Raw genomic sequence first — 26,900 nt, forward strand, 5'->3', positions numbered from 1 at the left:
CTTGCGCGATCGATCCGGCTCGGACCGTCAGCCGTCGTTCTCCGACGACGGGATGTACGCGCCCGGTACGTCGTTCGGCGCGAAGATCCTGGCCTCGCCGGGGTACGGCTTGGTCCAGTTGTGCGTCTGGTACCAGGTGAGGTGGTTCATCTGGGCCGGGTTGGCGTAGTCGGGCACGGCGTTGGGGCCGGTCAGGCGCTGCTGGGACTTCCAGGTGTCCCACTGATCCGCGAGCCGCTTCTCGGCCGCCGGGACCGCCGCCGCCGGTACCGCCGCCGCGTCGGGGTTCTGCGCCGCCGGGGTGTCGACGCCGCAGGAGGGCGGGGTGGACAGACCGTCGGTGAGCGAAGTGCGATTGGCCAGCGCGTTGAAGGGCGCGAGGTCGGGCTTCTTGGTGAAGGCCGCGGTCATCGGGCTGGCCGCCGTGTCCTTCTGGTTCATCGGGTGGACCCCGAGGATCTGCTCGATGGTGCGGATCATCGTGATCTGCGAGTAGTAGTGGTTGTCGACGACGCCGTGCTGGGCGTACGGGCTGATGATCTGGATCGGGGCGCGGTGGCCGTCGATGTGGTCGAGACCGGCCTGGGAGTCGTCCTCGACCACGAAGATCGCGGAGTCCTTCCAGTACCTGCTGTGCGAGATCTCGTCGACCATCTTGCCGACCGCGAGGTCGTTGTCGGCGACCTGTGCGGCCGGGCTCGCGGGACCGCCGGTGTGGTCGCTGGAGAGCCAGAACATGTTCAGGTTCGCCGGACCGTTCTTCTCGAAGTCCTGCTTCCAGATCTGGTACCGGTAGACGTCGGGGACGCTGGTGTCGAACTTCGGGAAGCCCGGCACGGACACGGCGTTGAGCGACGGGATCGGCGAGGAGGAGTCCAGCGGGTAGGCGGTGTCCTTCCCGGTGGCGTCCATGGTCTTGGCGTCGCAGTACAGGTTCTGCCAGCTCGCGTCGGCGGGTTTGGTCAGGAACTGCTGGAACTCGCCGAAGTCCCGCACCGACTTGCCCGCCGCCTGCGCGCCGGTCCACAGGAACCCGCTTCGCTGGTGGCCGAGCGCGTCGTCCTCGGTGTCGTAACTGCGCAGGTACTCACCGGCGGAGGACTCGGTGTACTCCGGATTGTCCGCCTGCATCAGCCAGTTGTGGCCCTCGGCGGAGTTGGTGCCGATGTCGTACGTGTTGTCGTACAGCCCGAACTGGCGCGCCAGAGCGTGCTGGTTGGGTGTCACGTTCTCGCCGAACTGGGTCAGCGACGGGTCGCCGTCGCCCTGCGGGAGGTCACCGAGGACCTGGTCGTAGGTCCGGTTCTCCTTGACGATCAGGAAGACGTGCTTGATCGTCGAGGGGTCGCCGAGCCGCGCGGGGACCGGCACCGGCTTCGCGTGGCCCTTGGACGTGGCCTCCTTGAGCGAGCCGTTGGTCCAGCCGTTCTGGCGGAAGACCTTGACCGTCTGGGACGCGATGACACGGTCGTTCGGCAGCGTGAAGTGCTGCACGCTCGACGTGGTGTCGTGGGTGCCGTGCCCGGCGGCGGTGGTGGGCCGACGGGCGTCCACGCCACGGGTGTTGGAGACGACCACCTGCTTGCCGACGGTGGCGATCTCGGCGGGGAAGTAGTCCGTCGGGAGCAGTCCGACGTAACTGACCGGCTCCTGCGGGGTCGTATAGCGGTAGACGGCGACGGCGTTGGCGCGGCCGAGCGTCACCAGGAGGTGCCCGTCGTCGGTGAGGGTCACGGCGTCGGGCTCGTAGCCCACCGACGCCTCGGGCCACGGCCGGGTGGCGATGGTCTGGACGACCTTGTCGTTGGCCGTCCTGATCACCGACACGTCGTTGGTCGCGGTGTTGGTGACGAACACCGCTCCCTTCTTGGCGTAGATCGCGGTCGGGTGCAGACCGACGGTGATGCTGGCCGGCGCGGCGTCGGGCTTGGCCAGGTTGATGACGCTGACCGTGCCGGTCGTGGTGGCGGCGGTCACCGGGTCGGCGGCCACCTGGGTGTTGTACGAGTTGATGGTGGTCTCGCCGGGACGCGCCGGACGCCCGCCCTCGTTGCTGACGTACAGCTTGTCGCCGACCTGGACGATGCCGCGCGGGGCGTTGCCGACGGCCCAGCTCCGCTGGACGGATCCGGTCGCGGCGTTGATGGCGACCACGCGGTTCTGGCCGTTGACCACGCTGTACACGGTGGCGCTGTCGGGCGAGAAGACCGCGGCGCTCGCCAGCGCGTGCCGGGGACCGTCGGCGGGGATCTTGACGGCCGTCGGGTGGGCGAGACTGCCGTCCGCGTTCACGGTGAACTTGGTGTATCCGTCGGTCTGGCCCAGCCACAACTGCGAGCCGTCGGGCGAGTACGCGGGGCCTTCCTGTCCCACGTCATTGCCGCTGATGCGCAGGTCGGCCGCGGCGGAGTTGCCGATGAGCTGCTGCACCTTCCAGCTCTTCAGGTCCACGACGGACAGCGCCATCCCGCCGTCGGTGACCGCGGCCGCCAGGTGGGTGCCGTCCGGGCTGACGGTGGACGACATGATCTTGCCGTTGTTGACGACGAGGCGGTCGCCGTACGGGGCGATGTACTGGTCGCTGGAGATGACCTGGCCCTGGTCGGTGGTCTGCCCGACCTGCTGCGTGCCGAACTGGTGCGTCTGGGCGAACGCGGTGCCGGTGGCGGCGAGGGCGAGGGCGCTGACGCCCGACGTCACCAGGACCGCCCGGCGTCCGACGCGTTTGCCGAAAATGCTGAACTCCGGTTTCTCGGTACGCCTTCGGCGGCGAGTTACCTGCATGGAGTCATCCCTTCGAGGAGTGGAGCAGTTCGACGTTGCCGTCGAACTGCCAGAGCGGGTTCGGCGCGTCCCCGACCGGGGTGCGCACGAGGAAGTAGCCGTTGACTTCCTTCGGCCCGTCGCCGTCGGCCACGAACCGCCCGTCCGCGGTGACGTCGAGCTGGTAGACAGCCGTCCCCGCGGCCGTGACGTCGGGGAGATGCCAGGTGACGACGCAGCGCCAGTCGTTGCCCGGACCCTCGGCGGCGACCTGGCCCCCGCCCTTGGTGCACGCCGCGGTGACGCGCAGGTGCTCCTCCGTCACGTCGGGGCGGTTCAGGTCGCCGGCCTGGACGCGGTAGAGGTGGGCGAACGCGGTGGCCACCGACCGCTGGATCTTGTCCTGGTCGATTCCGGAGCCCGTCGACGGGGTCGCCACGGCGATGACCGCGAAGGTCGCGGCCAACAGGCCGGTCAGCGGCAGGAGTCCGGCGGCGACGGCACGGCGCCCCGAGCCGTCGGAGGTGAGGTTGGTGAAATCGCGGCGCAGGAAGAGCAGACACGCGAGTCCCGTCGCGACCACGGCCCACACCGCGCTCACCGCGATGCCGATCAGCAGCGGTTCGAGCTGTCCCGGACTGGTGAACAGACCGTTCCACGAGAGGAAGGCGTAGCCGGGCAGGGCCAGGCGCAGGGCGACGGGCAGCGGCAGCATCTGGGCGAGCTGCATCGCGAGCGCGACGAGCGCGGGCAGGAGCAGTCCCATCGGGGACCGTCCCAGCGCGATCGACCCGAGAAGTCCGATCGCGGCCAGGGCGAGGGTCGGCGCGACGACACAGGCCCAGGCGAGGAGGACGTCACGTGCGGCGTCGGAAGGCGCCAGCAGGTGGCCGTCGAGGCCGACCAGCGGATGGTTGCCGACCGACAGCAACCCGCCGACCACGCCGGAGGCGGCCAGCCCGGCAACGAGCAGCAGGATGACGGTGACGCTGGCCAGTGCCTTCGCGGCGAAGATCCGCCCGGGCGACCTGACCGCCACCAGCAGGTGCCGCCAGGTGCCGAGCCGGTCCTCGGAGGCGAAGACGTCCCCGGCGACCAGCGAGGTCAGCAGCGGGAGCGCCCAGGTGCCGGAGAAGCCGAGCACCACCAGCGGTCCGGCCCACCCCGTGGCATGCATCCAGCGGCCGAAGAGGGTGTCGGAGGGGAGCGTGCTCTGCCGGCTCACCGCGGCGACGAAGAGGGCGGGCGCGATCCAGCAGGCGAGCACCAGCAGGCGGATGCGCCACTGCGACACCAGCTTGACCAGTTCGAAGCGGTAGGCGCGGGCCACCGAGACGCGGCGGACTTCGGCCTCGTCGTCATGGCCGTCATGTGCGTCGGCCAGGCGGTCGGTCGCGGACACGGGCGCGGTCATCGGGCCGCCTCCTGCTCGGTGAGGGCGAGGAACGCGGCTTCGAGGGGCGATTGCACCGGGCCCAACTCTCGTACGGCGACGCCGTCGCGGACGATCCGCGCCACCAGTTCGTCCAGGGCCGGCGCCGGCGCGCGGACGACGAGGACGTCGGCGCCGCGCCATGTTGCGGCCTCGTCCACGACACGGACACCGGCCGTGTCATGGGCCAGCCGGCTGGCGGCCCGCTGGTCCGATGTCAGCAGCCGGTAGTCGAGTTCGCGGCTCTCGGCGGCCAGCTTGCCCAGCGGGCCGCAGAAGACGGTCCTTCCGGTGGCGAGGATGGTAACGTCGGAGCACAGCGCTTCGAGGTCGTCCATGCGGTGGCTGGAGAGCACGACGGCGGTGCCGTCGGCGGCGAGCCGGGTGAGGACACCGTGGACGTGCTTCTTCCCCGCCGGGTCGAGGCCGTTGGACGGCTCGTCGAGGACGAGGAGGCGGGGTTTGGTGAGCAGGGCCGCGGCGAGTCCGAGGCGCTGCCGCATGCCGAGGGAGAACCCGCGCGCCTTGTCGTCGGCGACGTCGGTGAGGCCGACCTGGTCGAGTACGTCGTCGATCCCCGCCGTCCGCGCGTCGCGTCCGCGCAGGGCGGCCAGTGCGGCGAGATTCTGCCGGGCGGTGAGCGAGGGGTACAGCCCCGGCCCGTCCACGAATCCGGCCACCCCCTCGGGAGCGGCGAGCAGCCGGCCGATCGGCGTGCACAGGATGTCGAGGTGCCCGGCGTCGGCGACGGCCAGGCCCAGGAGCAGGCCCAACAACGTTGTCTTGCCTGCGCCGTTCGGTCCGACCAGGCCGTGGATCCGCCCCTGCGCGACGTCCAGATCCACGCCGTCGAGGGCGACGACGTCACCGAAGCACTTGGTGATCCCACGAGCCCGGACAGCAAGGAGAGTGTCCATGAGTCCCTTCTTTCACAACCCTCAGGGACCCTAGGGACAGCACAATGCGCCGTCATGGACTACGAGTTGAACGCTGGGAGAACGACAGGAGACCCGCTCGCGGTGCACGCGTGCCCCGCCCCGCCGCGCGCCGCCGCGCCGATGACCGCGACGGCGCCTTACGCGACGCCCCCGGCAGCGCACAGGTCACATGAGCCTGCGTCAGTCTCCTTACGCACAGCGCACTTCGTGACCGATCCGGCACAACAGCCGTGATCCTTCATGCATATGACAAGCGCTCACATCGGAGTCGACCCCCGGAAAGAAGCGGTCCTCGCGGCATCTGTTGGCCTGTACATCAATGTAGATCATAAGACTTCACAAGAAGGCCCGCTGGCCGGTCGTGGTGGCCGTCGTCGCCGCGGCGGCGACGGCGATCGGCCTCGTGGGGAGGCGATGGCGGCGGCGGGCCCGCCGCCGCGGCCAGCACCGGTCAGCGGTACAGCGCCGCGTGCCCCGCCGCGGACGCGGTGACCCCCGCCCTGGACACCAACCTGATCGCCAACCCCGGCGCCGAGGACTACACCCCGGTCACCGACCTGGGCGCGGGACGGCGACCCGCAGTACGTGCCCGGCTGCTGGATCGCCGCCTCCCCCGTGGACGCGCGGGGCGCCGTCCTGGAGTCGTACGCGTCCGCCGCGCCCGGCCAGACCGGCAGCCGTACGTTCTACGGCGGCTACGACTACTACCATTCGCCGCAGATCTCGATCGTGAACGTCACGAACCACCGCCACCCAGATGATCGACGTCGGCGCGCTCGACACCGGCGGCAAGCCGTTCAAGCTCTCCGGCGACCTCGGCGGCTACGCGAACCGGGCCGACTACGCGCAGGTCGTCGCCGCGTTCCAGAACGCCAAGGGCGACACGCTCGGCAAGGGCGTCATCGGCCGGGTCACCGCCGCACAGCGCGGCAACGTCTCCAGCCTGGTCCACCAGGCCTGGTACGGCTCCGTCCCGGCCGGGACGGTGAGGGTCGTCGTCACGATCGCCACGGTCGGCGTCAGCAGCGCCGCCGACAACATGAGTCTGACCATCGGGTCGAGCGCGGAGCCCTCGGGTCCGGTCCTCCGGACGATGCCGTACGCGTCGGTGGGCGACGTCACCGGCACCCATGTGGACCCGGGCACCGGCGCCGTACTGCCCAACGCCACCGCGGGCTCCCTGTACCACCCGGGCGGCCTGTCCGTCGGCGGCGGCTCCGGGCACGCCTCGGCCGACGGCGCCAGTGCGGCCGCGGAGCTGCGCGGCGCCGACGACAGCTCCGTGTACGTCTCGAACACCGGGGACAACGTGGTGGCGGAGCTGCGCGGCGGCGACACCTCGATCGTCGCCGGTTCCTTCGAGGGCTACGGAGAAGGGCGACCGCGGCAAGGCTGACACGGCGACGCTGTACCAGCCCGCCGGGACCGCCGTGGACTCCGGCGGCGATCTCTTCATCGCGGACAGCGGCGACAACGTGATCCGCGAGGTCACCCCGACGGCCGTGTCCAGTTCGCGGGAACCGGCGTCGCGGGCCACCGGCTCGCGCTGACCGCCCGCTCGCTCCAGCTCGACAGCCCGACTGCGGTGGCGGTCGACGTGGCGAGGAACGTGTTCACCTGCGACACCCACAGCAACCGGGTGCCCAAGGTCTCCCGGCGCGGGCTCGTCACCCAGGTGGTCGGCAGCGGCGCGGCCGGGTACTCCGGCGACGGGCGGACCGCGCTCACCGCCCGGCTCAACCAGCCGCACGGCCTGGCCCTGGACGCGAAGAACAACCTCTACATCGCGGACTCGGCCAACAACGTGATCCGCCGGGGCGACGCGCGGACCGGGACCATCACGACCGTGGCGGGCGACCATACTGCCGACAAGGCGGACGACGGCCTCGGCGCGTTCTTTGGCGACGGCGGCGCGGCGACCTCCGCGCGGCTCAACGACCCGCAGGGAGTGGCCCTGGACGGCGCGGGAAACCTCTACGTCGCCGACACCTTCAACAACGCGATCCGCCGGGTCACCCCGGCCGGGGTCATCACGACGGTGGTGAACGCCTCGGCCGCGTCGGGGCGGGGAGAGCAGCGGCGCGGCGCCGTCCGCCTCGAAGCCCGACACCCCGTACGCGGTCGCGGTCGACCGGTCCACGGACCTGCTGTACATCGCCGACACACGCAACAGCGCGGTCGCCCAGGTGCTCGGTGTCGCCCGGTCCGGTGACGCGGCGGAGCCGAAGGCTCCGCGCGGTCACGGCGCCGCCCCGCGCGGTCCCGCCCCACAGAAGTCCTGACCGGGTCCCACGAGACGGAGAGAAGACAGACGATGAGCAACACCGCTTCAGGCCGCTCGGGGATCTCCCGGCGCCGCTTCGTCGCCGGCGCCGCCGCACTGGCGGGTGCCGCCGGAGTGGCGGGCGTGCTGCCCGAGAACCTCGCGCGGGCCGCGACCGCAGGGCCGGCCAAGGGGGACCTGTCCCAGATCAAGCACGTCGTGTACGTGATGATGGAGAACCGGTCGTTCGACCACTACTTCGGCACCTTTCCCGGTGCCCGCGGCTTCAACGACAAGACGGCGATCAAGCTGCCGAACGGCGACTCGGTCTTCCGGCAGCCCGATCCGGCCAACCCCGACGGGTATCTCGAACCGTTCCACATGTCCACGCTCAGCACCGGCGCCGCCGCGATCCCGTCGCTCTCCCACGACTGGCGCGACCAGCACGCCTCGTGGAACCAGGGCGCGATGGACGGCTGGCTGTCCGCGCACCTCGCCTCGGACGGCGAGGTCAACGGCTCGTACACGATGGGCTACTTCACCCGCGAGGACATCCCGTTCCACTGGGCGCTCGCCGAGTCCTTCACGCTGCTGGACAACTACCACTGCTCCGTCCTGGGCCCGACCGACCCGAACCGGCTGGTGTGGATGTCCGGCACCAACGACCCGGAGGGCAAATTCGGCGGGCCCGTGCTGGAGACGGTCACGCCGAACCCGATGACCCACCCGTCGGCGGCGGAGATCCTGTACGACGCGGGGTACAGCGTCAAGACGTACTTCTCCGCCGCGACCAGCGGTTTCAACGTCTTCGCCTGGTTCGCCAGCTTCCGGAACAAGGCGACCCTGCCCGTCGCCCTCCACAACGCCGTCATGACCGGCGGCACGCTCTACGGCGACGGCACACCGGGCCGGGTCGGCGATCCCACCCACCCGTCCCCGGCGTCCGACCCGGCGCTCGGTTTCGAGGAGGACTGCGCCAACGGCGTCCTCGCGGACGTGTCCTGGCTCTACATGCCGAGCGAGGCCGACGAGCACCCGCCGAATCTCCCGGCGGCCGGCGCGCAGTATCTGGCGTCCAAGCTGGAGGCGCTGGCCTCCAACGAGGAGCTGTGGAACTCGACCGTCTTCGTCCTGAACTACGACGAGAACGACGGCTTCTTCGACCACGTCCCGCCGCCCGTCCCCAACCCCCGTACGTACCCGGAGGAGTTCGTCCACCTGGCGTCACCGAAGGGCACTCCGGGCGGGGGGCTGCCGGTCGGCGCGGGCTTCCGCGTGCCGTGCGTCATCGTCTCCCCCTGGACCGTGGGCGGCCGGATCTTCTCCGAGGTCTCCGACCACACCTCGGGGCTTCGGTTCATCGAGACCATCACCGCGGCGGGCGGCCTGTCCGGCCACGGTCCGGTGACCTTCACCCCGATCAGCAAGTGGCGCCGCCGCACCTTCGGCGACTTCACCGGCGCCCTCCGCCTCCAGGACCGCAAACCCGCCCCGACCAGCCCGGAATTCGCCCCCGCCACGACGGCCGCCCACCTCGCCGCCCAGACCGCGGCCTCCACCCAGCCCATGCCCGCGCGACCGGGCGCCACCCAGTCCTTCCCTCCCCCACGCTGACCCGCCCGGTGCGGCGGGTCTACGTCGGGCTGTGTACGGGCCGCTCGCCCGCGGCCGTGTCCGGTGTCCCGGCGAGGGAGATGGCGATGGCCGTCTCCTCCTCCGGGACGACGAACACCGGGTCGCCGTGGGCGAGTCCGGTCTTCTCGCGGTACATGCGCGAGCGCAGGAGGGTGTCGCCGAAGCGGACGTGGTAGTCCCAGCAGTCGCCGGGGTGCCCGCCGTGCTGCCGGCCTCCGGACAGGGCCGGTGCCGGGCGGTCGGCGTATTCGGCCAGGCCCACCATCTCCAGCGCCTCCATGGCGCGCCGCCCGGCCTCGGCCTTGGGCATCCTGGTCGGCGGTCGCAGGAGCCGGTTCGACCTTCGGGGTGACGCCGGCCGCGTCGCCCGCGATGGTCGGCGGTCGCAGGAGCCGGTTCGACCTTCGGGGTGACGCCGGCCGCGTCGCCCGCGCAGGCCGTCAGCGCCCAGGCCAGCAGCAGGGCGCCCGCTATCGCCAGGAGGCCGGGGAGGGGGCCGGGGGGCGCGATCGAACACACCGGGAGAACATCCGCGCACCGGGAGGCGGGAAGAGCTCAATACCGGGGCACACGGAGTCGATAGGGCCCGGAGGCCGAACTCACGGGGAAGCACGAGCCGGGCCCCGACCAGGGCCTATTGGTCATACCTTAATCAGCTACTATAGGGTCGTCCACGCCTATGGAAGGAACCCTTATGGCCGCTCGCCGTCCGACAGCGAGGACCGAGGACGGTCAGTCCGGCCGGCTCCTCAGCCCCGTGAACGACCGACGGATCTCCGCGCTGATCGTCGACCAGGTGCGCTCGCTCATCCATGAGGGCAAGTTGACGCCGGGCGACCGGCTCCCTCCGGAACGCGAGATGTGCGAGCGGTTCGGGGTCAGCCGGGTGACCGTGCGCGAGGCGCTGCGGGTGCTCGAGGCGGGCGGACTGGTCGAGATCCGGGTGGGCGCGCGCGGCGGGGCGTTCGTCACCACGCCGACCAGCGACCGGATCGGGGCGAGCATCACCGATCTGCTCACGCTCTCCTCGGTGTCGGCGGCCGATGTGACCCAGGTCCGGCTGGTCCTGGAGGTCGGCATCATGCCGCTGCTGTGCGCGAACGCGGACGACGAGGACATCGCCGCGCTCCAGGCGATCTGCGACCGGCAGGAGGAGGCGGTCGCGGGCGGCGACTACGACGTGTCGCTGTCCGCCGAATTCCATACGCGGTTGGCGGCGAGCACGCACAACACCGCGTTCGAGATGCTGATCCACTCCTTCCACGGGCCGCAGTTGATATCGCCGGCGACCGTGCAGCGGACGGCGCCCGAGAGGGGCAAGCGCGGCATGGAGGAGCACCGGGCGATCATCGCGGCCATCCAGGCGGACGACGTGGAGACCGGGCAGCGGATCATGCGTGAGCACCTGAGCAGGACCGCGGAGCGGCTCTGTCTGGACGAACCCAAGGCGGCGGGGCGGCGCAAGAAGCAGTAGGCGGCTGGCTTCCGGCACGCGTTGCCGAGCCCCCTTCGACGTGGAGATCCGCGTCGAAGGGGGCTCCGGCGTTCCCGGCCCCGGTCCCTCCGCTCAGCTCTGCGGCACCCGGCCCATGAACAGGCAGGCGTAGAACGCCTTCCAGCCGATGTCCAGACCCTCCACCCCCGCCACGCGGTAGCCGTCCAGGTGGACCTCGGCACGCTTTGGTCCGCCGGACGGGTGGCGCGTGCGGGCGACGCCCCGCCCGCCCAGGTCGGCGGCATCGGAGCGCGGGCGGCGGGCGGCGGGCGCAGCAGTCGCGGGCGGGCGGGACCGGCGTGCCGGCGGGTTGCCGGTTGGAAAGACGATCAGCGTCGAGGAAGCGACTCTCCCGGGAGGCTGTCGGGCCGACCCCGCCCGACACCATGCTGCTGCACCTCTGCCGCTATTGCAACTCTTGCGCAATAAGGTCATAGGGTGGGTCGCGGCACGTATTCACACTCTGTCGAAAGGGGCCGTGCCTGATGGGCACCTACGCGCTTCCTGACATGCCGTACGACTACTCCGCTCTGGAACCGGCCATCACCGGCGAAATCCTGGAGCTGCACCACGCCAAGCACCACGCCGCCTACGTCAAGGGCGCCAACGACACGCTGGAGCAGATCGCCGAGGCCCGCGAGAAGGAGCAACTCGCCCCGGCCCGGCTCGTGGGCCTGGAGAAGACCTTCGCCTTCAACCTCTCCGGCCACGTCCTGCACTCGATCTTCTGGGAGAATCTGTCCCCCGACGGCGGCGACCGCCCCGACGGCGCGCTGGCCACCGCCATCGAGGAGCACCTCGGCGGATTCGAGGCGTTCAAGAAGCACCTCACCGCCGCCACCGCGTCCGTCCAGGGCTCCGGCTGGGGCGTCCTGGCCTGGGAACCGCTCGGCAAGCGGCTGATCGTGGAACAGGTCTACGACCACCACGGCAACGTCGGCCACGGCGCCACCCCGCTGCTGGTCTTCGACGCCTGGGAGCACGCCTACTACCTCCAGTACAAGAACGTCCGCCCCGACTACGTCACCAAGCTCTGGGACCTCGTCAACTGGACCGACGTCAGCGACCGCTACGCCAAGGCCACCGGCGCCTGACCCTCGTAGCAAGCCGCACACCGGACGCCGTACGCCGCAGGGGCACCGCCGACCACGGCGGTGCCCCCGGCCGCTCCCCTGTCACTCCCCCACCGTTCCCGCGCGGACAGGAACTGCCGCGTGCGGTCCCGTCGTCTCCCCTGACGCGTCGCGACGGACGCGGCCGACGGACGGCAACAGGGGGGCGGCACGGTGGAGTTCACCAGGCTCGCGCGGCGGTCGTCCGGACCGTGGGCGTGGTCCGGAGCATGACGCTGGTCCAGAGCATGGCGCTGGTTCAGAGCGTGACGGCGGCTCAGGCCGTGACGGTGGCTCAGAGCGTGGCGGACGCGTCGCCGATCGCCTGGTCGAGGACGGCCAGGCCCAGGGAGAGTTCGTCCTCGGTGGCGGTCAGGGGCGGGGCGATGCGGAAGACCCCGCCCATGCCGGGGAGTTGGACGATGTTCATGTGCAGACCGAGTTCGAGGCAGCGTCGGGTGACGCGTGCGCCCAGCTCGTCGGAGCTCTGCTTCGTGTCGCGGTCGACGACGAGTTCGAGTCCGGTCAGCAGGCCGCGGCCCCTGATGTCGCCGACCACGGTGTGGTGTTCGGCGATCTCCGCCAGGCCCTCACGGAGGAACGCGCCGAGCGCGCGAGCGCGTTCGTCGAGCCGGTCGGCGATCAGGACGTCGAGGACGGTGTTGCCGACGGCCGCCACGAGCGGGTCGGCGGCATGCGTGGTGAAGAACAGGAACCCGCGGTCGTACGCCTCCTGTTCGATCGCGGTGCTGGTCACGACGGCCGCCAGCGGCAGTCCCGCGCCGAGCGTCTTGGACAGGGTGAGGATGTCGGGGACGATGCCGTCGCGCTCGAACGCGTACCAGGTCCCGGTGCGGCACAGACCGGTCTGGGCCTCGTCCAGGATCAACAACATCCCGCGCTCACCGCACTTGTCGCGCAGAGCCGCGAAGTAGCCGGGCGGCGGCTCGATGACACCGCCCGAGCTGAGGATCGGCTCGACCAGACACGCGGCCAGGCTGCCGGTGGACTGCGCGTCGATCAGGTCGAAGGCGAAGTCGAGTTGGCGGCGCCAGTCGAGCGCGCCGTCGGGCGTGGTGAAGTCGGGCCGGTACGCGTTCGGTACGGGGATGGCGAAATTGCCGGGCGCGGCCGGGCCGTACCCCTTGCGGCCCGCGCTGTACGTGGCGGACGCCGCCGCCTGCGTCATGCCGTGCCAGGAGCGGGCGAAGGAGACGATCTCGTGCTTGCCGGTGACGAGTTTCGCCATCCGGATCGCGGCCTCGTTGGACTCGGCGCCGGTCGTCAGCAGCAGCACCTTGTCCAGGGGCGCGGGCAGGGTGTCGGACAGCCGCCGGGCGAGGTCGACGACCGGTCGGCTGAGCATGCCGCTGTAGAGGTGGTCGAGGTCCGCGATCTGCCGCCGGACGGTGGCGACGATCGCCGGGTGCGAGTGGCCGAGGATCGCGCTCATCTGGCCGGAGGTGAAGTCCAGGATCTTCCGGCCGTCGGCGGTGTACACGAAGCTTCCGGCGGCGCGTTCGATGATCTCGGGGGTGAACTCGGGTCCGTAGCGCACGAGATGCCGTTCGGCGTCGGCCCAGAAGCTCTCGGCGGACGGCGGGGCGGACGGGACGGTCGCGGGGCCGGTGATCACGCCGGGGGTCGTGCCCGCGGTCGTACCGGTGGAAGCGCCCGTTGAGGTGCCGGTAGTGGAGCTGGGGGTGCCAGTGCGGGAAGCAGCCATGTCCTCGACGGTAGGCGGCCCGCGAGCGACACGTCCATCACACATTTCCGGCTGTCCTGTTCGGTAGATCCGCACAAGAATGACCCCATGATGAATCCCTGGCGGCTGCGGCTGCTCACCCAGCTCGACACGCTCGGCACCATCCGGGCCGTGGCCCAGGCCGCCAGCCTGAGCCCTTCGAGCGTGTCGCAGCAGCTCGCCGTGCTGGAGACCGAGACCCGTACGCAGCTTCTGGAACGCACCGGGCGCCGGGTGCGGCTGACCTCGGCCGGGCTGATCCTCGCCCGGCGGGCGCGCGCCGTCCTCGACCACATGGACAGCGTCGAGGCGGAGCTGCACGGCTTCGGCGAGGAGCCGGCCGGACTCGTACGCCTGGGCGCGTTCCAGAGCGCGATCCACACCATGGCCGTGCCGGTCGTGACCCGGCTGGCCCGTGAACACCCGCGCCTCGACATCGAGTTGCTGCAACTGGAGCCGCACGAGAGCATGCCGGCGCTGCGGGGCGGCGATGCGGACGTCATCATCACCACCACCGACTTCGACGAGCTGCCCCTGGGCCCCGACCTCGACCTCGTCCCGCTGGCCAGGGACCCGATCCTGCTGGTCGTACCGCCGGAGCACCCCGCGGCCGGACGCGGCGCCGCGGACCTCGCGGCGTACGCGGACGAGCCGTGGTCCTTGGACATGCCGCAGTCGTACATGGCCGGGCTGGCCCTGCGGCTGTGCCGCCAGGCCCAGTTCGAACCGCGCGTGGTCTGCCGCTTCAGCAACTACATGATGACGCTCCAGCACGTCGAGGCCGGGCTCTCCATCACCCTCCTCCCCGGCCTGACCGTGGCCCACAGCCGCTACCGCGTCGCCACCCGCGAGCTCGCGACCCCCGTCTCCCGCACCATCACCGCCGCGATCCGCCGCGGCTCCCCGCCCCGCGCGGCCGTCCACGTCGTCCTCGACGCCCTGCGCCAGATCACGGACCTCCCCCTGCCCCTCCCCGGCTCCGTGGCCGGGCCGCCGGGCGGGGACCGCCCGCACAGCGGCGAGCCTCCCCGACACCGCGACCGGTAGTGCCTGTCCGGCGGATCATGGGCGGTCCATGCGGCGTCTGGCACGCACGCCCGCTGCGTTGCCGAAGGGGCCGTTCGTGATCTGCCGGACAGGCCCTAGCACCGCCGGTCACGGCACTAGCATCTGTCCCGCCCGCAGGGCCCGTCGACCGCCGCCAACCCGAGGTGTCCTCCATGACGCAGCTCGTCCGTCACGTCGTACGCGACCAGGTCGCGACGATCACTCTCGACTCGCCGCACAACCGCAACGCGCTCTCCTCCCGACTGGTCACGGAGCTGACCGAGGCCCTGGAGTCCTCGGGCGCCGACGCCGACGTGCGCGCGGTCGTCCTCACCCACACCGGGCGTACGTTCTGCGCGGGCGCCGACCTGTCGGAGGCGGGCGGCGGCTCGATGACGGCGGCGACGCAGGCGATCGTCTCGCTGCTCGGCCTGATCGTGGAGCTGCCCAAACCGGTGATCGCGCGGGTCACCGGGCATGTACGGGCCGGTGGGATGGGCATCGTCGGCGCGTGCGACATCGCGGTGGCCGACGAGGGCGCGTCCTTCGCCTTCACCGAGGCGCGGATCGGCGTCACGCCCGCGATCATCTCGCTGTGCACGCTGGACGTCATGGAACCGCGCGCGGCCGCGCACTACTACCTGACCGGCGAGACCTTCGACGCGGCGCGCGCCGCGCAGATCGGCCTGATCACGTCAGCGGCCCCGGCCGACGGGATCGACGCCGTCGTCGCCCGCTTCACCGCCGCCGTCCGCGAGACCTCGCCGCAGGGTTCCGCCGAGACGAAGAAGCTGCTGACGGCGGACCGGCGGCGGCGGATCGCCGCGGACGCGAGCGACCTCACCGCGCTGTCGGCGCGGCTGTTCGCCGGCGAGGAGGCGCAAGAGGGCATCCGCGCGTTCATGGAGCGCCGTCCGCCCCGGTGGCGCGCCGCCGGGTGACTCCACGCGGTACGGCCACGGACCGCGTGGGCGTGGCCAGTGGCCCGGTGCCGGCCTCCGCGTCCGCCGCCGACCACCGCTACACCGACACGTCACCGATCGGCGCGGGCCGCGATCGAGCGGGCGCGCAGGTGGACGGGGCGGTCGACCATGTGGCCGTCCACGAGCTTCACCTCGTCCTCCGTGGTGAGTTCGAGGACCCGCAGGGCCCAGGCCAGTTCGTCCGGGTCGGGGGCGAGGGCCTCATGGACGGCGGGTACTTGGGCGGGGTGGACGCACAGCTTGCCGGTGAAGCCGCTGTCGAGGGACGCGCGGGCTTGCGCCAACACCGTTTCCTGGTCGCGGACTTCGGTGCAGACGCCGTCCACGGGGGCGGGCAGTCCCGCGGCGGCCGAGGCGGCGACCAGGGCGAATCTGGCGGGGACGAGCCGCGCGGTGTCGTCGGGCCGCAGCCCCAACTGGGCGCAGAGGTCGAGGTGCCCGAAGACCAGGCGGACGACGCCGGGCGCTGCCGCGATCAGCCGGGCGTCGAGGACGCCGACCGCCGTCTCGATCAGCGGGAGCACGGCGGAGCCGGGCGGCAGGGCGGCCAGGACCGCCGCGACCGTGGCCGCGTCCTCGGCTTTGGGGACGACGACCGCGACGGGTGCGCCCGCCGCGCCGAGCGCCGCCAGATCCGCCGAGCCACGTTGCGTGCGGGGGTCGTTGACGCGGATCACCACGCCGGGCACCCGGCCCAGCAGCGCCGTCGCGTTGGCCAGCGCGGCCTCCTTCGCGTCGGGCGGCACCGCGTCCTCCAGGTCGACCACGACCGCGTCCGCGCCGCTGGCGAGCGCCCGGTCGAACCGTTCGGGCCGGTCGCCCGGCACGAACAGGAAGGACCGGGCGCGGCCCAGCGCGTCCGCGACACCCGTACGGTCGCCTCCGCCGTACGGGCCCGCGCTCTCGTTGTCCTCGGAAGGTGCCATGGCTGATCCGCTCTCCTTCGATGGTGCCCGGCGGCGACGGCGCGGCCGGTTCAGTCGGCGGCGGGTGCGGCGTCCCGTGCGGTCATCCGTACGCAGCAACGCCCTTGCGACCAGGCCTCGATGGACAGGGCGCCGTCGTCCCGCCCGGCCGAGCCGACGGTGATCTCCCGGCCCACGTAGGCGGTCGAGGTCAGCCGGTAGGTGAGGTGCGGCGGCGCGGCGCCGAGGCGGCGCCGGGCGTGTTCGGCGCACCAGAGGGCGAGCAGCGGGCCGTGGACGACGAGGCCGGGGTGGTGCTCGACCTCGCGGACGTACGGGGCGTCGTAGTGGATGCGGTGGAGGTTGTAGGTGAGTGCGCTGTACGCGAACAGGTAGCGCTCGTCGGGGACATGGGTGGTCGACGGGGTGACCGGAGGCACCGCGCCGCCGGTGGTGGCGATGGGCGGTCCGATGTCGGCCGCGCGGCGGTAGACGATGTCGCGCCGCTCCCTGATCCGGTCCTCGCCGGCGACCGACCACACGTGGTCCTCGGTGACCAGCAGCAGCACGCCGGAGCGGCCCTCGCGCACCCGGACGTCGGCGACGCGGCTCATGCGGGCGACGCGGTCGCCGACCCGCAGCGGCGCGACGACCTCCACCGTGCCGCCGCCGAACATCCGCCGCCGGTCGGCCAGCGGCGGCAGCAGCGCCCCGCCCTTGGGGTGTCCGTCGGCGCCGATCCGCTCGATCCCGACGGCGTCGCGCAGCAGCACCTCGTGCCAGAGCGGCGGCAGTTCGGCGCCGTCCTCGGGGGCGGGTACGTCCAGCAGCGCGGCGAGCTTGTCGGTGGTCCCCCGCTCCACCGCGCCGCTGACCTGCGCGGGTTCCGGTCGCCAGGTGGCGGCGATCTTCTCGAATTCGGCGGCGGTCAACGGCCTCTCCTGCCCACGACCGGGCCGCGCACCCGCACGCTCGACGCCATGGCCACCGACCTTTCCTATATGATTTCTCCAGATCGTACATGATGTAGGGTGAACGCCACCCCAGCAGGGGAAACCGTCGGAGAACCCGGTAGCGGATCAGCGGAGAGAGTGGGTGCGGCCGGTGACGGACGGGCGCCGGAGGTCCGACGACGTCGCCTCGTACGTACGCGATCTGATCGTCTCGGGCGGGGTCGCGCCGGGTGAGTTCCTGCGGCTCGAACCGCTGGCCCAGCGGCTGAGGCTGAGCGTCACACCGGTACGCGAGGCGATGGGTCTGCTGCGCGGCGAGGGATTCGTGGCACTGGAGCCGAACCGCGGCTTCGTCGTACTGCCGCTGTCCCGCTCGGACATCGAGGACATCTACCGGGTGCACGCGTTCGTCTCGGGTGAACTCGCCGCGCTCAGCAGCCGTCGCCTCACGGCGGAGGCGCTGGACGGGCTCGTGGCGCTCCAGGAAGAGCTCGTCGCGGCACACCGGGCAGGTGACGCCGCACGGGTGGAACAGCTCAACCACTTCTTCCACCGCGAGATCAACCGGGCCGCGGGCTCCCCGCGCCTGCTGTGGTTCCTGCGGACCGCGTCGCGTTACGCGCCCCGGATGTTCTTCTCCGGCGTCGACGGCTGGACGGAGGCGTCCGCGCACGACCACGAGGCGATCCTGACCGCACTGGCGGACCACGATCCGGACGCGGCCCGTACGGCGATGGCCGACCACGTCCGGCACGCGGGCGAACTGCTGGCCCGGCACCACGAGACCCGCTGACGCGGGCCCGACTCCGTTACGGGGAGCCGGTGTTGTCCTCCTCCCCGCCAGAGCAGCGACGTCAGGCCGTGGCCTCGCGCACGTCGACCGGTTGAGCGCGGCGGCCAGGTCGGGCGTCTCGATCAGGGCGAGCGCGGCGCCGCCGAGAGCGCCGGTCCTGGCGCCGAGGCCGAGTTCGGCCGGGACCACCTCCGGGTCGCGGACCGGGGAGAGCACGGAGCGGCGGACGGCCGTGCGCATCGGCGTCGGCAACGCCTCGCCCGCCTGGGAGAGTTCACCGCCGACGACAACGCGGACGGGGTCGAGGAGAGCGCAGAGGCGGCCGGCACGTGTCCGACGGCCGTGCCGACGTCGGCGAACACGCCCTCGCCCGCGCGGTCCCCGGCCGAGCCCCTCGTCCTCCGAGGGCTTCGACCGCCCAGCCGCACCCGAGACTGCGGCATCTCCGGCCGCTGCGGCGCCAAGCACCTGACCCTCCGCTCTGGGCGTCGCCCGGCCGGTGATCTCCGGGACAGGGGAGAGCATCGCGGGCGCTCCGCGCGTCTGGTGCCGGGGATCCTGGCTGTCCGTCAGGCGCTCTTCGCCGCGGTGGCGGGGCTGGCCATGGTCAGCGAGGACGTGCGGCGGGTCGCGCTGGGCTGGGCGGTGTTCGGCGCGCTCGCCGCGGTGCCCGCGCCGGGTCCCGACGACGCGGCGCCGCTGGCCGCGTTCACGCCCCGGGAGACCGAGGTGCTCGTCCAGGTGGCGCGCGGCGGGACGAACGCGGAGAGATCCTCACGACGTCACTGCCCGCCGCCCAGTGCCCCGGCAGGCCCCCGGCGCGGCTCCCGGACAACCGCACGGGCTCCTACGTCAACCAGTTCACCATCGACGGCGCCAAGCACCTGCCGGACCCGCGCCCCGGCTGCGGACCGCGCGCATACCGACGCTCGTCATGCGCGGCGAGTGCGACTACAAGAAGCGGGAGGTCACCTACGACCACAAGCGCACACTTCCCGACGCCGGCGCTCCTGGCCTTCCTGCTGGACCGGCCGCTTCCGTTGCGCCCCGCACCGGGACGACCCCGCCGTCGTGCGGTGCCCGTGAGATGCCCGTGAAATGCCGCCGTGAAATGCCCGTGCGGTGACAAACCCCCGGGGGGCATTTCACGCTCCCATGGAATTCACGTGCCCACGGGAAAAGGCCGCCCCGGCGAGTGCCGGGGCGGCCCCATATTTCCCTGCCGCGCACTGTGTCAGCGGTTACGGTGGCTGCCGTAGTACTCGCCCACCTGCTGGTGGTATCCGGCATCGCCGACGTGCTTGTCCTTGTCGAACTCAGGGGAGTTCTTGATCTGCTCCTTCGTCAGCTCGACGAAGATCTTCTGGTCCGCCGCGTCGATCGACCTCACGGTGCCGGCCGGGAGCAGTACGTGCTTGCCGAAAATCCACACACCCGTGTCGACCACCAGATATGCGGAGTCGACGTCATCGGAGTGCTTGTCGACCTTTCCGATGTGGCCGTCGGTCGCCTCGACCTTGTATCCGATCAGGTCGGTTCCCGCCGTGTGGCCGGAGGTCTGCTCGTAGCCCCAGATATTGTCACTCATGTCGCGGCTCCTTTATCGCAATTTCCGTCCCGATTCGCGGTGGTGACGTTGTGTCATCCGATAGTCAGTGACGCTTGCTCACACCGTCGCGTGCCCGCCCGTCCCGCACGCACACCTCATATGCCGAAGATTATTGCCGTGCAGCAAATATTCGTCTGAGCAGCGGAAATGGCGCGGTGCTCCGGCCGGACCCCCGCGTCGAGGTGTGATCGGGCTCACAACAAAAGCCCGCCGGGCCGGAGAATCGCTCTCCGCCGGCGGGCTTCGCGCGGCCCTCGGGCCCTCGGTCAGAGGCGCAGCAGGCGCTCGGTGAGTTCGCGGTAGTCGCGCAGCAGGCCCACGGCGCCCTCCGGGACGGCGTCTGCGTCCTGCCAGCGGGCGCGCAGGACGCGCAGCCGCTCGGCCAGCACCTCGGCGAGGTGACCGCTGGCCGCGTCGAGGGCCTGGTCGGCCTCGTCCAGCGCCTGGCGCGGGCTCTCGCCGAAGGAGCCCGCGGCCCGCTGGAGGAGCGCGGCGGAGTCGTCGCGCTCCTTCTGCGGCAGCAGCGGCTCGGGCCGGGACTCGCGCTTGGCCCACCGTTCGGTGAACGCCGGATTCTCCGCCCCGGTCGCGGGCTGCCGTGCGCGTTCGGCGTCATACATCATGTGGAGTGCCACTTCTCTCTGCCGTGCGGGGTCGTGATCCGGGCCGTGGTGTCGTGCCGACGCCCACCCGAACACCATGAGATCGGTGGAAGCTGAAGGCTGTGGCGTGCCGAAAGCGCGCCGCGTACCGCCCCACGCCGTACTGGCCAGTGAACTCCGGGCGTCACCGCATGTCAACGCGTCATCCGCCGACCGGGGCGCGCCCAGATCTGCGGGGAGATCATCTTGCCGAGCACAGCGCCGGAGGAGTTCGCGACCGCCCGCGAGATCAGGCAGTCCTGCTGGCAGTCGGCGAGCAGCATGGCGCACCCGCTTTTCTACGACGTCGGAGGGGACGGTTCCGCCTCACGGGAGCTCCGCCGCGTGGCGCGGGTCCTGGGGGTGGCGTAGGAGATGACGGTGCCGGGTCCTTCGAGTGCAAGGGCCAGGAGCCGGTCGACGGGGACACCCCGGATCGAGGCGTCGAGCACCTGCACGGTGTGGGCGACGGGCAGCCGCTCGCCCATGCGGGCCAACGTGGTGGCGACCTGCATCCAGCAGCCGGGGTTCGCGGTGACCATGATGTCCGCGCCGGTCGCCAGGACCGCCTTGGCCTTGCGTTCGCCGAGTTCGCGGGCGGGTTCCGCGTGCAGCAGGTTGTACGTGCCCGCGCTGCCGCAGCAGATCTCGGCCTCCGCCAACTCCCGTGTCTCCAGGCCGGGAACGGCCCGCAGCAGTCGGCGCGGCTGGTCGCGTACGGCCTGCGCGTGCGCGAGGTGGCAGGCGTCCTGGTAGGCGACGGTCATGGGGAGCGGGTGCCTGGGGGCCACCGGGCCCAATTCGTCGAGGAGTTCGGTGATGTCCATGACCTTGGCGGCCAGCGCCTCCGCGCGCCGCGCCCAGTCGGGCTCATCGCGCAACTGGTGGCCGTACTCCTTGAGGTTGGACCCGCAGCCCGCGGCGTTCACCACGACGGTCTCCACCCCGGCCGCCTCGAACGTCTCGATGACGGACTTCGCGAAGCCCTCCGCCTCGGGGGCCCGACCCGCGTGCGCGGACAGCGCGCCGCAGCAGCTCTGACGGCGCGGTACGACCACGTCGCAGCCCTCGGCGGCCAGGACGCGTACGGTCGCGGCGTTCACGTCGGGGAAGAAGGTGCCCTGGACGCAGCCGGTGAGCAGGCCGACGGTACGGCGGCGGGCGCCGACGGCGGGGGTGTGTTCCGGCAGCTTGTCGACGTGGCCGAGCTTGGGGGCAAGCGACTCCATGGCCTGGAGGGGGCGCGGCAGCCGTCGCAGCACTCCGCCGCGGGCGAGCAGCCGCCCGAGGCCGCTCGCCTGGTAGACGCGCAGCGGTCCGCGCAGGGCGCGCAGGCGGCGGGGGTAGGGGAACAGGCGGTAGATGAGGGCGCGCAACAGCCGTTCGGCGCGCGGCCGTTGGACCCGGCGTTCGAGCTGGGCGCGGGTGCTCTCGATGAGCTTGTCGTACTGCACGCCGGACGGGCAGGCCGTCACGCACGCCATGCAGCCGAGGCACTGGTCGAGGTGACGCACGCTGCCGGCGTCGAAGGCGTCGCCTTCGAGTCCGGCCTTCATGATGTCGATGCGTCCGCGCGGGCTGTCCATCTCCTCGCCCCAGAGCACGTACGTCGGGCAGGTGGGCAGGCAGAAGCCGCAGTGCACGCAGTCCCCGACGAGCGCCGCGTCCGGCGGGTGGTGGGCGTCGAAGGCGCTGCCGGGCGGTGGCGCGCTGCCCGGCATGCCGAGGGCGACGGTGGCGGCGCCCGCGCTGGGCGCGACGGACACACCGAGTACGGGCGGCACCGGGACCGGGGGCTCCCCCGAACCCCGTGGCGGGAGCGACCCGTTGGAGGCGCCCCCTGAACCCCCGTCCGGGAGCGACCCGTTGGAGGCGTCCTTGGACGTGTCCGCCGGATTCCCGTGCGGAAGGGGCCCGTTGGGGGTGTCCGCGGCCATCTAGAGTCCTCCGAGCAGTCGGCCGGGCGACAGGCGCCGCTCCGGGTCGAAGCGGTCCTTGACGCGCGTCATCAGGTCGAACGAGTCGGCGACCGGCCCCCAGTGGTCGAGCGCGTCGCGCGCGTCGTCGGCGGCGATCACCACCGCGGAGCCGTCGTACGGGGCGATCGACGCCCGCAGCGCCGCGAGGTCGGTGTCGGTGGGCACCGCCATGTACGCCACTCCCGTGCAGGCCGACGCGGTGCCCGAAGCCCCGTCCGGGAGGGCGTCGAGCACGCGGGGCAGCGCGAAGGGTTCGTGGGCAAGCCGCAGGACGAGGCCGCCGGTCGGCCGCGCGCCGAACCAGTCGGGGACCTCGTCCGCGTGCGCCCCCGCCCCCAGCAACGCGACCGCGGCGCGCGACTGGGCGCGTACGGAAGCTGCGCTGCTCTCGAAGAGCACGACCAACTCCCCCGCCCGCGAGGACCAGTTGAGTTCGACGGCGGTGGGGGTGAGCGTGGAGCGGGCGAGCAGCGCGGCGTACCTGCCCGCTTCGGCGCTGTCCTGCACGGGCACGGTGACCGCGCCGGTGACCGGTGGCAGCGGGTGGAGGCGCCAGGTCGTGGAGACCAGGACGCCGAGGCCGCCGTGCGCTCCGGTGTAGAGCTTGCCGAGGTCATATCCGGCCACGTTCTTGACGACCTTGCCGCCCGATCGCGCGAGCGTGCCGTCGGCCAGGGCGACGGTGACGCCGATGAGCAGGTCGCGGGCGGTGCCGTAGCGCAGTCGGCGCGGCCCCGAGGCGTTGGCGCTGACGATCCCGCCGAGCGTGGCGCCCGCTTCGGGCGGGTCCAGGGCGAGCGTCTGGCCGTGTTCCGCGAGCTGTCGTTGCAGGTCGGCCAGTGGCACCCCGGCCTCGGCGACGACCACGAGGTCACCGGGCACGTGCTCCACGACCCGGCCCAGTCCCGTGGTGCGCAGCAGCAGGTCGCAGGAGGTGGCAGGGGCGGCCCAGCCGGTCTTCGTACCGCCGCCGACCGGGACGACGGTGCCGGTGGTGCTCCGCAGGATCCCGGCGACCTCGGCTGCGGTGGCGGGTTCGACGGTCTCGGCGGCGGTCGGGTGTTCGGCGACCTCAGCGGCGGCCACGGTCTCGGACCGTACGGCCCTCGCCTGCGCGGTGTCCGGACGCGCGCGGTGCGGTGCGGTCATCTCAGAACACCTCGCCCAGCGCCGGGTCGTGCGTGTCGGCGGCGGTGCGGACGCCGGGGCGCTCCCCGCACAGCCGCGGGGTCGGGAACTGCTTGCCGGGGTTGGCGATGTTGTCGGGGTCGAAGGCGCAGCGGACGAGTTGCATGGTGTCCAGGTCCTCGGCCGTGAACTGCCGGGTCATCCGCGACTTCTTCTCCAGGCCGACGCCGTGTTCCCCGGTGATGGAGCCGCCCGCGTCGACGCACAGGTCGAGGATGGCGAAGCCCAGCTCCTCCGCGGCGTGCGCGGCGCCGGGGACGGTGTCGTCGAAGAGGATGAGGGGGTGCAGATTGCCGTCGCCCGCGTGGAAGACGTTGGCGACGCGGATCCCGGCGCGCTCGGCGAGGCGGCCGACCTCGGTGAGGATCTCGGGCAGCCGGGTGCGCGGGATGACGCCGTCCTGGACGTAGTAGGCGGGACTGATCCGGCCGACGGCCGCGAAGGCGGACTTGCGGCCCTTCCACATCAGGGCGCGCTCGGCGGCGTCGCGGGCGATGCGGGTCTCGAACGCGTGCCGTGCGGCGGCCAGTTGCTCGACCTGGACGAATTGTTCGTCCACCTCGACGCGGGGGCCGTCGAGTTCGATGACGAGGACGGCGACCGCGCCCTGCGGGTAACCGCAGTTGACCGCGGCCTCGGCCGCCTCGATGGCGAGGGCGTCCATCATCTCGATGGCTGCGGGCAGGATGCCCGCCGCGATGATGTCGCTGACGGCTCCGGCCGCGTCCTCCACGGTGTGGAAGCCGACGAGCATGGTCTGTACGGATTCGGGCGCCTGGATGGTGCGGACGGTGACCTCGGTGGCCACGCCGAGCGTGCCCTCGCTGCCGACGAACGCGCCGAGCAGGTCGAGGCCCGGGTGTTCGGGGGCGGTACCCCCGAGGTGCACCACCTCGCCGTCGGGCAGGACGACTTCGGCGCCCATGACGTGGTTGACGGTGAAGCCGTACTTGAGGCAGTGCGCGCCGCCCGCGTTCTCCGCGACGTTCCCGCCGATGGAGCAGACCTGCTGCGAGGACGGGTCGGGCGCGTACGCCTGGCCGTAGGGGGCGGCCTCGCGGGTGACCGACAGGTTGATCACGCCGGGCTCGACGACGACGCGGGCGTTGTCGGGGTCGACGGAGACGATCCGGCGGAGCCTGGACAGCACGATGAGGACGCCATCGGCGACGGGTACGGCGCCGCCCGACAGCCCGGTACCGGAGCCGCGGGCGACGAACGGGACTCCGGCCTCGGCGCACAGCCGTACCGCCGCCACGACGTCGTCGCGGTGCTCGGCGAGGACGACGACGGCGGGCCGTACCCGGAAGTTGGTCAGGCCGTCGCATTCGTAGGTGCGCAGTTGGGCGGGGTCGGTGAGGACCTTCTCGGCGCCGATGCGGGCGCGCAGCCGGGCCGCGAGCCCTGGCGCCTTGGGCGTGGGCCGGTCCGCGTCGGCCGGGACGGCGGTCATCGCGCACTCCTCCGCTTGATTCCACTCTTCGGTAATTGAATACCGGATGATGGAAGAATGCCGTCGCCCTCCGAGCACGTCAAGGGTGGCGGGTGGCATTCGTCACCCCCGCACGGACCGCCCCTCCCGCCCCAGACGGCCACAGGCCGCGACCGCCGCCTTCCGTCCGCGCTTGGAACAATGGGGCTCGATTCAGCAGCTAAAGTGCTGAATCATGGAACTGCGCCAGCTCGAATACTTCGTGGCGGTCGCCGAGGAACGGCACTTCACCCGAGCCGCCCAGCGCATGCTGGTCTCCCAGTCCGGGCTGTCCGCCTCGGTGCGCGCACTGGAGCGCGAGCTCGGCTCACCGCTGTTCGTCCGCACCACACGCAGCGTCGAACTCACCGGCGCCGGGCGGGCGTTGCTCGTGGAGGCGACCCGCACACTGGCCGGCGCCCGCGCAGCGCGGGAGGCCGTGGCCGCGGTGCAGGGACTGCTGCGCGGCACCCTCTCGGTCGGCATCGAGCAGTGCGTCACCATCGACATCGGCGACCTGCTGGCCCGCTTCCGCGCCCGGCACCCCAATGTCGAGGTCCGGCTGCGCCAGGCGGGCTCGACCGTGCTCGCGGACGACGTGGCCGACGGCCATCTCGACGTCGCCTTCGTGACCCTGCCGGGAGCGCCGCCCGAGGGCGTACGCCTGCTGCCGCTGACCACTGAGCCGATGGTGCTGCTCTGCGACCCCGGCCACCGGCTGGCGGGCGAGCCGCAGGTGAAGTGGGCGGACCTCGACGGCGAGACCTTCGTGGACTTCCACGCCGACTGGGGCGCCCGGCAGCTCACCGACCGGGCCTTCGCCGCCTGCGGCGCCTCCCGCCAGGTCGCCCTCGAGGTGTACGACGTGCACACGGTGATCGACCTGGTCCGCTACGGGCTCGGCATCGCGGTCGTCCCGCGCCCCATCGCCCGCAAGGAGTCGGCCGCGTCGCTGTGCGCCGTGCCGATCAGCGGCGCCGAGGACCCGGGCTGGCCGGTCTCCGTCGCCCTGCCCGACGACGACCGGCCAGGACCGGCCGCGCGGGAACTCCTGTCGTACCTGGACCGCTGACCGGAACACGCCCGTCCCCCGTCCGCGCGCCGTGCCCCCGCCATAGGGTGGACCCAACGCGACGAGGGGGGCGGCGTGATCACCGAGCCCGAGCTGACGGACGGGTCGGGCGACGACCGGCCCGTCGATGTCATCGGCGACGACGACCGGCCGCCGGAGCCGCGCGGCGGACGGCTGTCCGGCGTGCACCGACGGCGCGGGCCCTGGGTCTGGGCGCTCGCCGGGGCCGTCGTCGCGTCGGCGGTCTGGGCCGGTGCGCTGCGAGGTGCCGACTACGGCCGTACGGCCGCGCCCGACCTGCACGGATACCGCCTCGCGGATCCGTGCACCGTGGCGGCGCTCCAGCCCCTCGTGAACATGCTCGACCTGTCCACGATGCGCGAGATCCCCGGACCGATGAACGTCGGCAGGACGCTCGACCACATAGCGTGCAGCCTGGTCGGCAACACGCCGGAGAACGACGGCTGGATCACCTCGTACACCATCTCGGCCAGCGTTGACCTGCACAAGAAGACCGACCCCCGGACGGAGTTCGAGGACGGTCTGAAAGCGCGGGACGCCGACCCGGCCGAGCCGGCCGCCGACAGCGGCGTGGTCATGGTCCACGACCCGCGGACGAGCAGGCCGGTCACCGGCCTCGGCGACCGCGCCTTTCTCACCGGTGACTCCACGAGCCAGACCGTGGACGTCCTGCACGGCGGCGCCGTGTTCTCGATCGACGCCGGCGCCACCGAGGAGTGGATCGGCGCGGGCGAGCACCCGACGGACGCGGGCGGCTCACCCGAACCCCCGCCCCGCGTCGACACGAAGCGGTTCGGCGCCCAACTGCCCCGCACCGTCCGCCACTTGATGAGCGTGCTGTCGGCGCGCTGACGAA

The 26,900-nt window shown here is 72.0% G+C and carries 25 protein-coding genes; 11 read left to right on the forward strand and 14 right to left on the reverse strand.

The window, feature by feature from the left end; genetic code table 11:
- Positions 1–27: 27 nt before the first annotated feature.
- From ACFZBB_RS22285 to ACFZBB_RS22295, 3 genes are read right to left on the reverse strand one after another with little or no spacing between them, the layout of a single operon-like run.
- Positions 28–2,784 (reverse strand): alkaline phosphatase family protein, encoded by a 2,757-nt coding sequence (locus tag ACFZBB_RS22285; RefSeq protein ID WP_391124975.1) that lies wholly within the window; start codon positions 2,782–2,784, stop codon positions 28–30.
- A gap of 4 nt (positions 2,785–2,788) precedes the next feature.
- Positions 2,789–4,177, reverse strand: coding sequence for an ABC transporter permease (locus ACFZBB_RS22290; protein ID WP_391124978.1), 1,389 nt, complete (start codon positions 4,175–4,177; stop codon positions 2,789–2,791).
- Complete coding sequence (locus ACFZBB_RS22295) at positions 4,174–5,112, reverse strand: ATP-binding cassette domain-containing protein (protein WP_391124981.1); 939 nt, start codon at positions 5,110–5,112, stop codon at positions 4,174–4,176. Before ACFZBB_RS22295 ends, ACFZBB_RS22290 begins: the two co-directional genes overlap by 4 nt.
- 778 nt (positions 5,113–5,890) lie before the next feature.
- Between ACFZBB_RS22295 and ACFZBB_RS22300 the strand changes: the two genes are divergently transcribed.
- The 4 genes from ACFZBB_RS22300 to ACFZBB_RS22315 all read left to right on the forward strand — a co-directional run bounded on the left by ACFZBB_RS22300 (position 5,891) and on the right by ACFZBB_RS22315 (position 9,010).
- Positions 5,891–6,529 (forward strand): hypothetical protein, encoded by a 639-nt coding sequence (locus ACFZBB_RS22300; protein WP_391124984.1) that lies wholly within the window; start codon positions 5,891–5,893, stop codon positions 6,527–6,529.
- Positions 6,530–6,539: 10 nt separating this feature from the next.
- Complete coding sequence (locus ACFZBB_RS22305; protein ID WP_391125645.1) at positions 6,540–6,683, forward strand: hypothetical protein; 144 nt, start codon at positions 6,540–6,542, stop codon at positions 6,681–6,683.
- Positions 6,684–6,730: 47 nt separating this feature from the next.
- Complete coding sequence (locus ACFZBB_RS22310; RefSeq protein WP_391124986.1) at positions 6,731–7,345, forward strand: hypothetical protein; 615 nt, start codon at positions 6,731–6,733, stop codon at positions 7,343–7,345.
- A gap of 102 nt (positions 7,346–7,447) precedes the next feature.
- Positions 7,448–9,010 carry an alkaline phosphatase family protein gene (locus tag ACFZBB_RS22315; RefSeq protein ID WP_391124989.1) on the forward strand — a complete coding sequence of 521 codons (1,563 nt, stop codon included), beginning with the start codon at positions 7,448–7,450 and terminating at the stop codon, positions 9,008–9,010.
- 19 nt (positions 9,011–9,029) lie between these two features.
- Here ACFZBB_RS22315 and ACFZBB_RS22320 read toward each other — a convergent pair whose 3' ends face one another.
- Entirely contained in the window at positions 9,030–9,341 is a 312-nt protein-coding gene (locus ACFZBB_RS22320) for a hypothetical protein (RefSeq protein WP_391124992.1), read from the reverse strand.
- 447 nt (positions 9,342–9,788) lie between these two features.
- Between ACFZBB_RS22320 and ACFZBB_RS22325 the strand changes: the two genes are divergently transcribed.
- Positions 9,789–10,505: an FCD domain-containing protein gene (locus ACFZBB_RS22325; protein ID WP_391124995.1), complete on the forward strand. Its 717-nt coding sequence runs from the start codon at positions 9,789–9,791 to the stop codon at positions 10,503–10,505.
- 506 nt (positions 10,506–11,011) lie between these two features.
- The gene (locus tag ACFZBB_RS22330; RefSeq protein ID WP_391124998.1) at positions 11,012–11,620 is read left to right on the forward strand and encodes a Fe-Mn family superoxide dismutase; all 609 of its coding nucleotides are present in this window, start codon (positions 11,012–11,014) and stop codon (positions 11,618–11,620) included.
- A 313-nt stretch (positions 11,621–11,933) separates the two neighbouring features.
- On the opposite strand, the gene ACFZBB_RS22335 is transcribed toward ACFZBB_RS22330, so the two are convergent.
- Positions 11,934–13,364: an aminotransferase class III-fold pyridoxal phosphate-dependent enzyme gene (locus ACFZBB_RS22335; RefSeq protein WP_391125001.1), complete on the reverse strand. Its 1,431-nt coding sequence runs from the start codon at positions 13,362–13,364 to the stop codon at positions 11,934–11,936.
- An 87-nt stretch (positions 13,365–13,451) separates the two neighbouring features.
- Here ACFZBB_RS22335 and ACFZBB_RS22340 point away from each other — a divergent pair, with 87 nt between their 5' ends.
- Together ACFZBB_RS22340 and ACFZBB_RS22345 are read left to right on the forward strand one after the other, a co-directional pair.
- On the forward strand, positions 13,452–14,429 hold the full coding sequence (locus ACFZBB_RS22340) for a LysR substrate-binding domain-containing protein (protein WP_391125004.1): 978 nt from the start codon (positions 13,452–13,454) through the stop codon (positions 14,427–14,429).
- Positions 14,430–14,602: 173 nt separating this feature from the next.
- The gene (locus tag ACFZBB_RS22345; protein WP_391125007.1) at positions 14,603–15,370 is read left to right on the forward strand and encodes an enoyl-CoA hydratase family protein; all 768 of its coding nucleotides are present in this window, start codon (positions 14,603–14,605) and stop codon (positions 15,368–15,370) included.
- A gap of 92 nt (positions 15,371–15,462) precedes the next feature.
- Here ACFZBB_RS22345 and ACFZBB_RS22350 read toward each other — a convergent pair whose 3' ends face one another.
- Positions 15,463–16,338 carry an aldolase/citrate lyase family protein gene (locus ACFZBB_RS22350; RefSeq protein ID WP_391125009.1) on the reverse strand — a complete coding sequence of 292 codons (876 nt, stop codon included), beginning with the start codon at positions 16,336–16,338 and terminating at the stop codon, positions 15,463–15,465.
- A 50-nt stretch (positions 16,339–16,388) separates the two neighbouring features.
- Complete coding sequence (locus ACFZBB_RS22355) at positions 16,389–17,249, reverse strand: MaoC family dehydratase N-terminal domain-containing protein (protein WP_391125012.1); 861 nt, start codon at positions 17,247–17,249, stop codon at positions 16,389–16,391.
- 172 nt (positions 17,250–17,421) lie between these two features.
- On the opposite strand from ACFZBB_RS22355, the gene ACFZBB_RS22360 reads away from it, so the two are divergent.
- Positions 17,422–18,063, forward strand: coding sequence for an FCD domain-containing protein (locus tag ACFZBB_RS22360; RefSeq protein ID WP_391125015.1), 642 nt, complete (start codon positions 17,422–17,424; stop codon positions 18,061–18,063).
- A 569-nt stretch (positions 18,064–18,632) separates the two neighbouring features.
- Here ACFZBB_RS22360 and ACFZBB_RS22365 read toward each other — a convergent pair.
- From ACFZBB_RS22365 to ACFZBB_RS22395, 7 genes are all read right to left on the reverse strand, one after another.
- Positions 18,633–18,776, reverse strand: coding sequence for a hypothetical protein (locus ACFZBB_RS22365; RefSeq protein WP_391125018.1), 144 nt, complete (start codon positions 18,774–18,776; stop codon positions 18,633–18,635).
- 521 nt (positions 18,777–19,297) lie between these two features.
- A complete protein-coding gene (locus tag ACFZBB_RS22370) occupies positions 19,298–19,651 on the reverse strand; it encodes a PRC-barrel domain-containing protein (RefSeq protein ID WP_355335039.1) in 354 nt (117 codons plus the stop codon).
- Between the two features lie 287 nt (positions 19,652–19,938).
- Complete coding sequence (locus ACFZBB_RS22375) at positions 19,939–20,295, reverse strand: hypothetical protein (RefSeq protein WP_391125021.1); 357 nt, start codon at positions 20,293–20,295, stop codon at positions 19,939–19,941.
- A 173-nt stretch (positions 20,296–20,468) separates the two neighbouring features.
- Complete coding sequence (locus ACFZBB_RS22380; protein WP_391125024.1) at positions 20,469–20,597, reverse strand: hypothetical protein; 129 nt, start codon at positions 20,595–20,597, stop codon at positions 20,469–20,471.
- 15 nt (positions 20,598–20,612) lie between these two features.
- The gene (locus tag ACFZBB_RS22385; RefSeq protein ID WP_391125026.1) at positions 20,613–22,250 is read right to left on the reverse strand and encodes a heterodisulfide reductase-related iron-sulfur binding cluster; all 1,638 of its coding nucleotides are present in this window, start codon (positions 22,248–22,250) and stop codon (positions 20,613–20,615) included.
- Positions 22,251–23,441, reverse strand: coding sequence for an FAD-binding protein (locus ACFZBB_RS22390; protein WP_391125029.1), 1,191 nt, complete (start codon positions 23,439–23,441; stop codon positions 22,251–22,253).
- 1 nt (position 23,442) lies between these two features.
- Entirely contained in the window at positions 23,443–24,933 is a 1,491-nt protein-coding gene (locus ACFZBB_RS22395) for an FAD-linked oxidase C-terminal domain-containing protein (protein ID WP_391125032.1), read from the reverse strand.
- A 214-nt stretch (positions 24,934–25,147) separates the two neighbouring features.
- On the opposite strand from ACFZBB_RS22395, the gene ACFZBB_RS22400 reads away from it, so the two are divergent.
- Complete coding sequence (locus ACFZBB_RS22400; protein WP_391125035.1) at positions 25,148–26,023, forward strand: LysR substrate-binding domain-containing protein; 876 nt, start codon at positions 25,148–25,150, stop codon at positions 26,021–26,023.
- 75 nt (positions 26,024–26,098) lie between these two features.
- Positions 26,099–26,896, forward strand: coding sequence for a hypothetical protein (locus ACFZBB_RS22405; protein ID WP_391125038.1), 798 nt, complete (start codon positions 26,099–26,101; stop codon positions 26,894–26,896).
- Positions 26,897–26,900: the final 4 nt, after the last annotated feature.

The organism is Streptomyces sp. NPDC008139, from assembly GCF_042957025.1.
Lineage (GTDB): Bacteria > Actinomycetota > Actinomycetes > Streptomycetales > Streptomycetaceae > Actinacidiphila.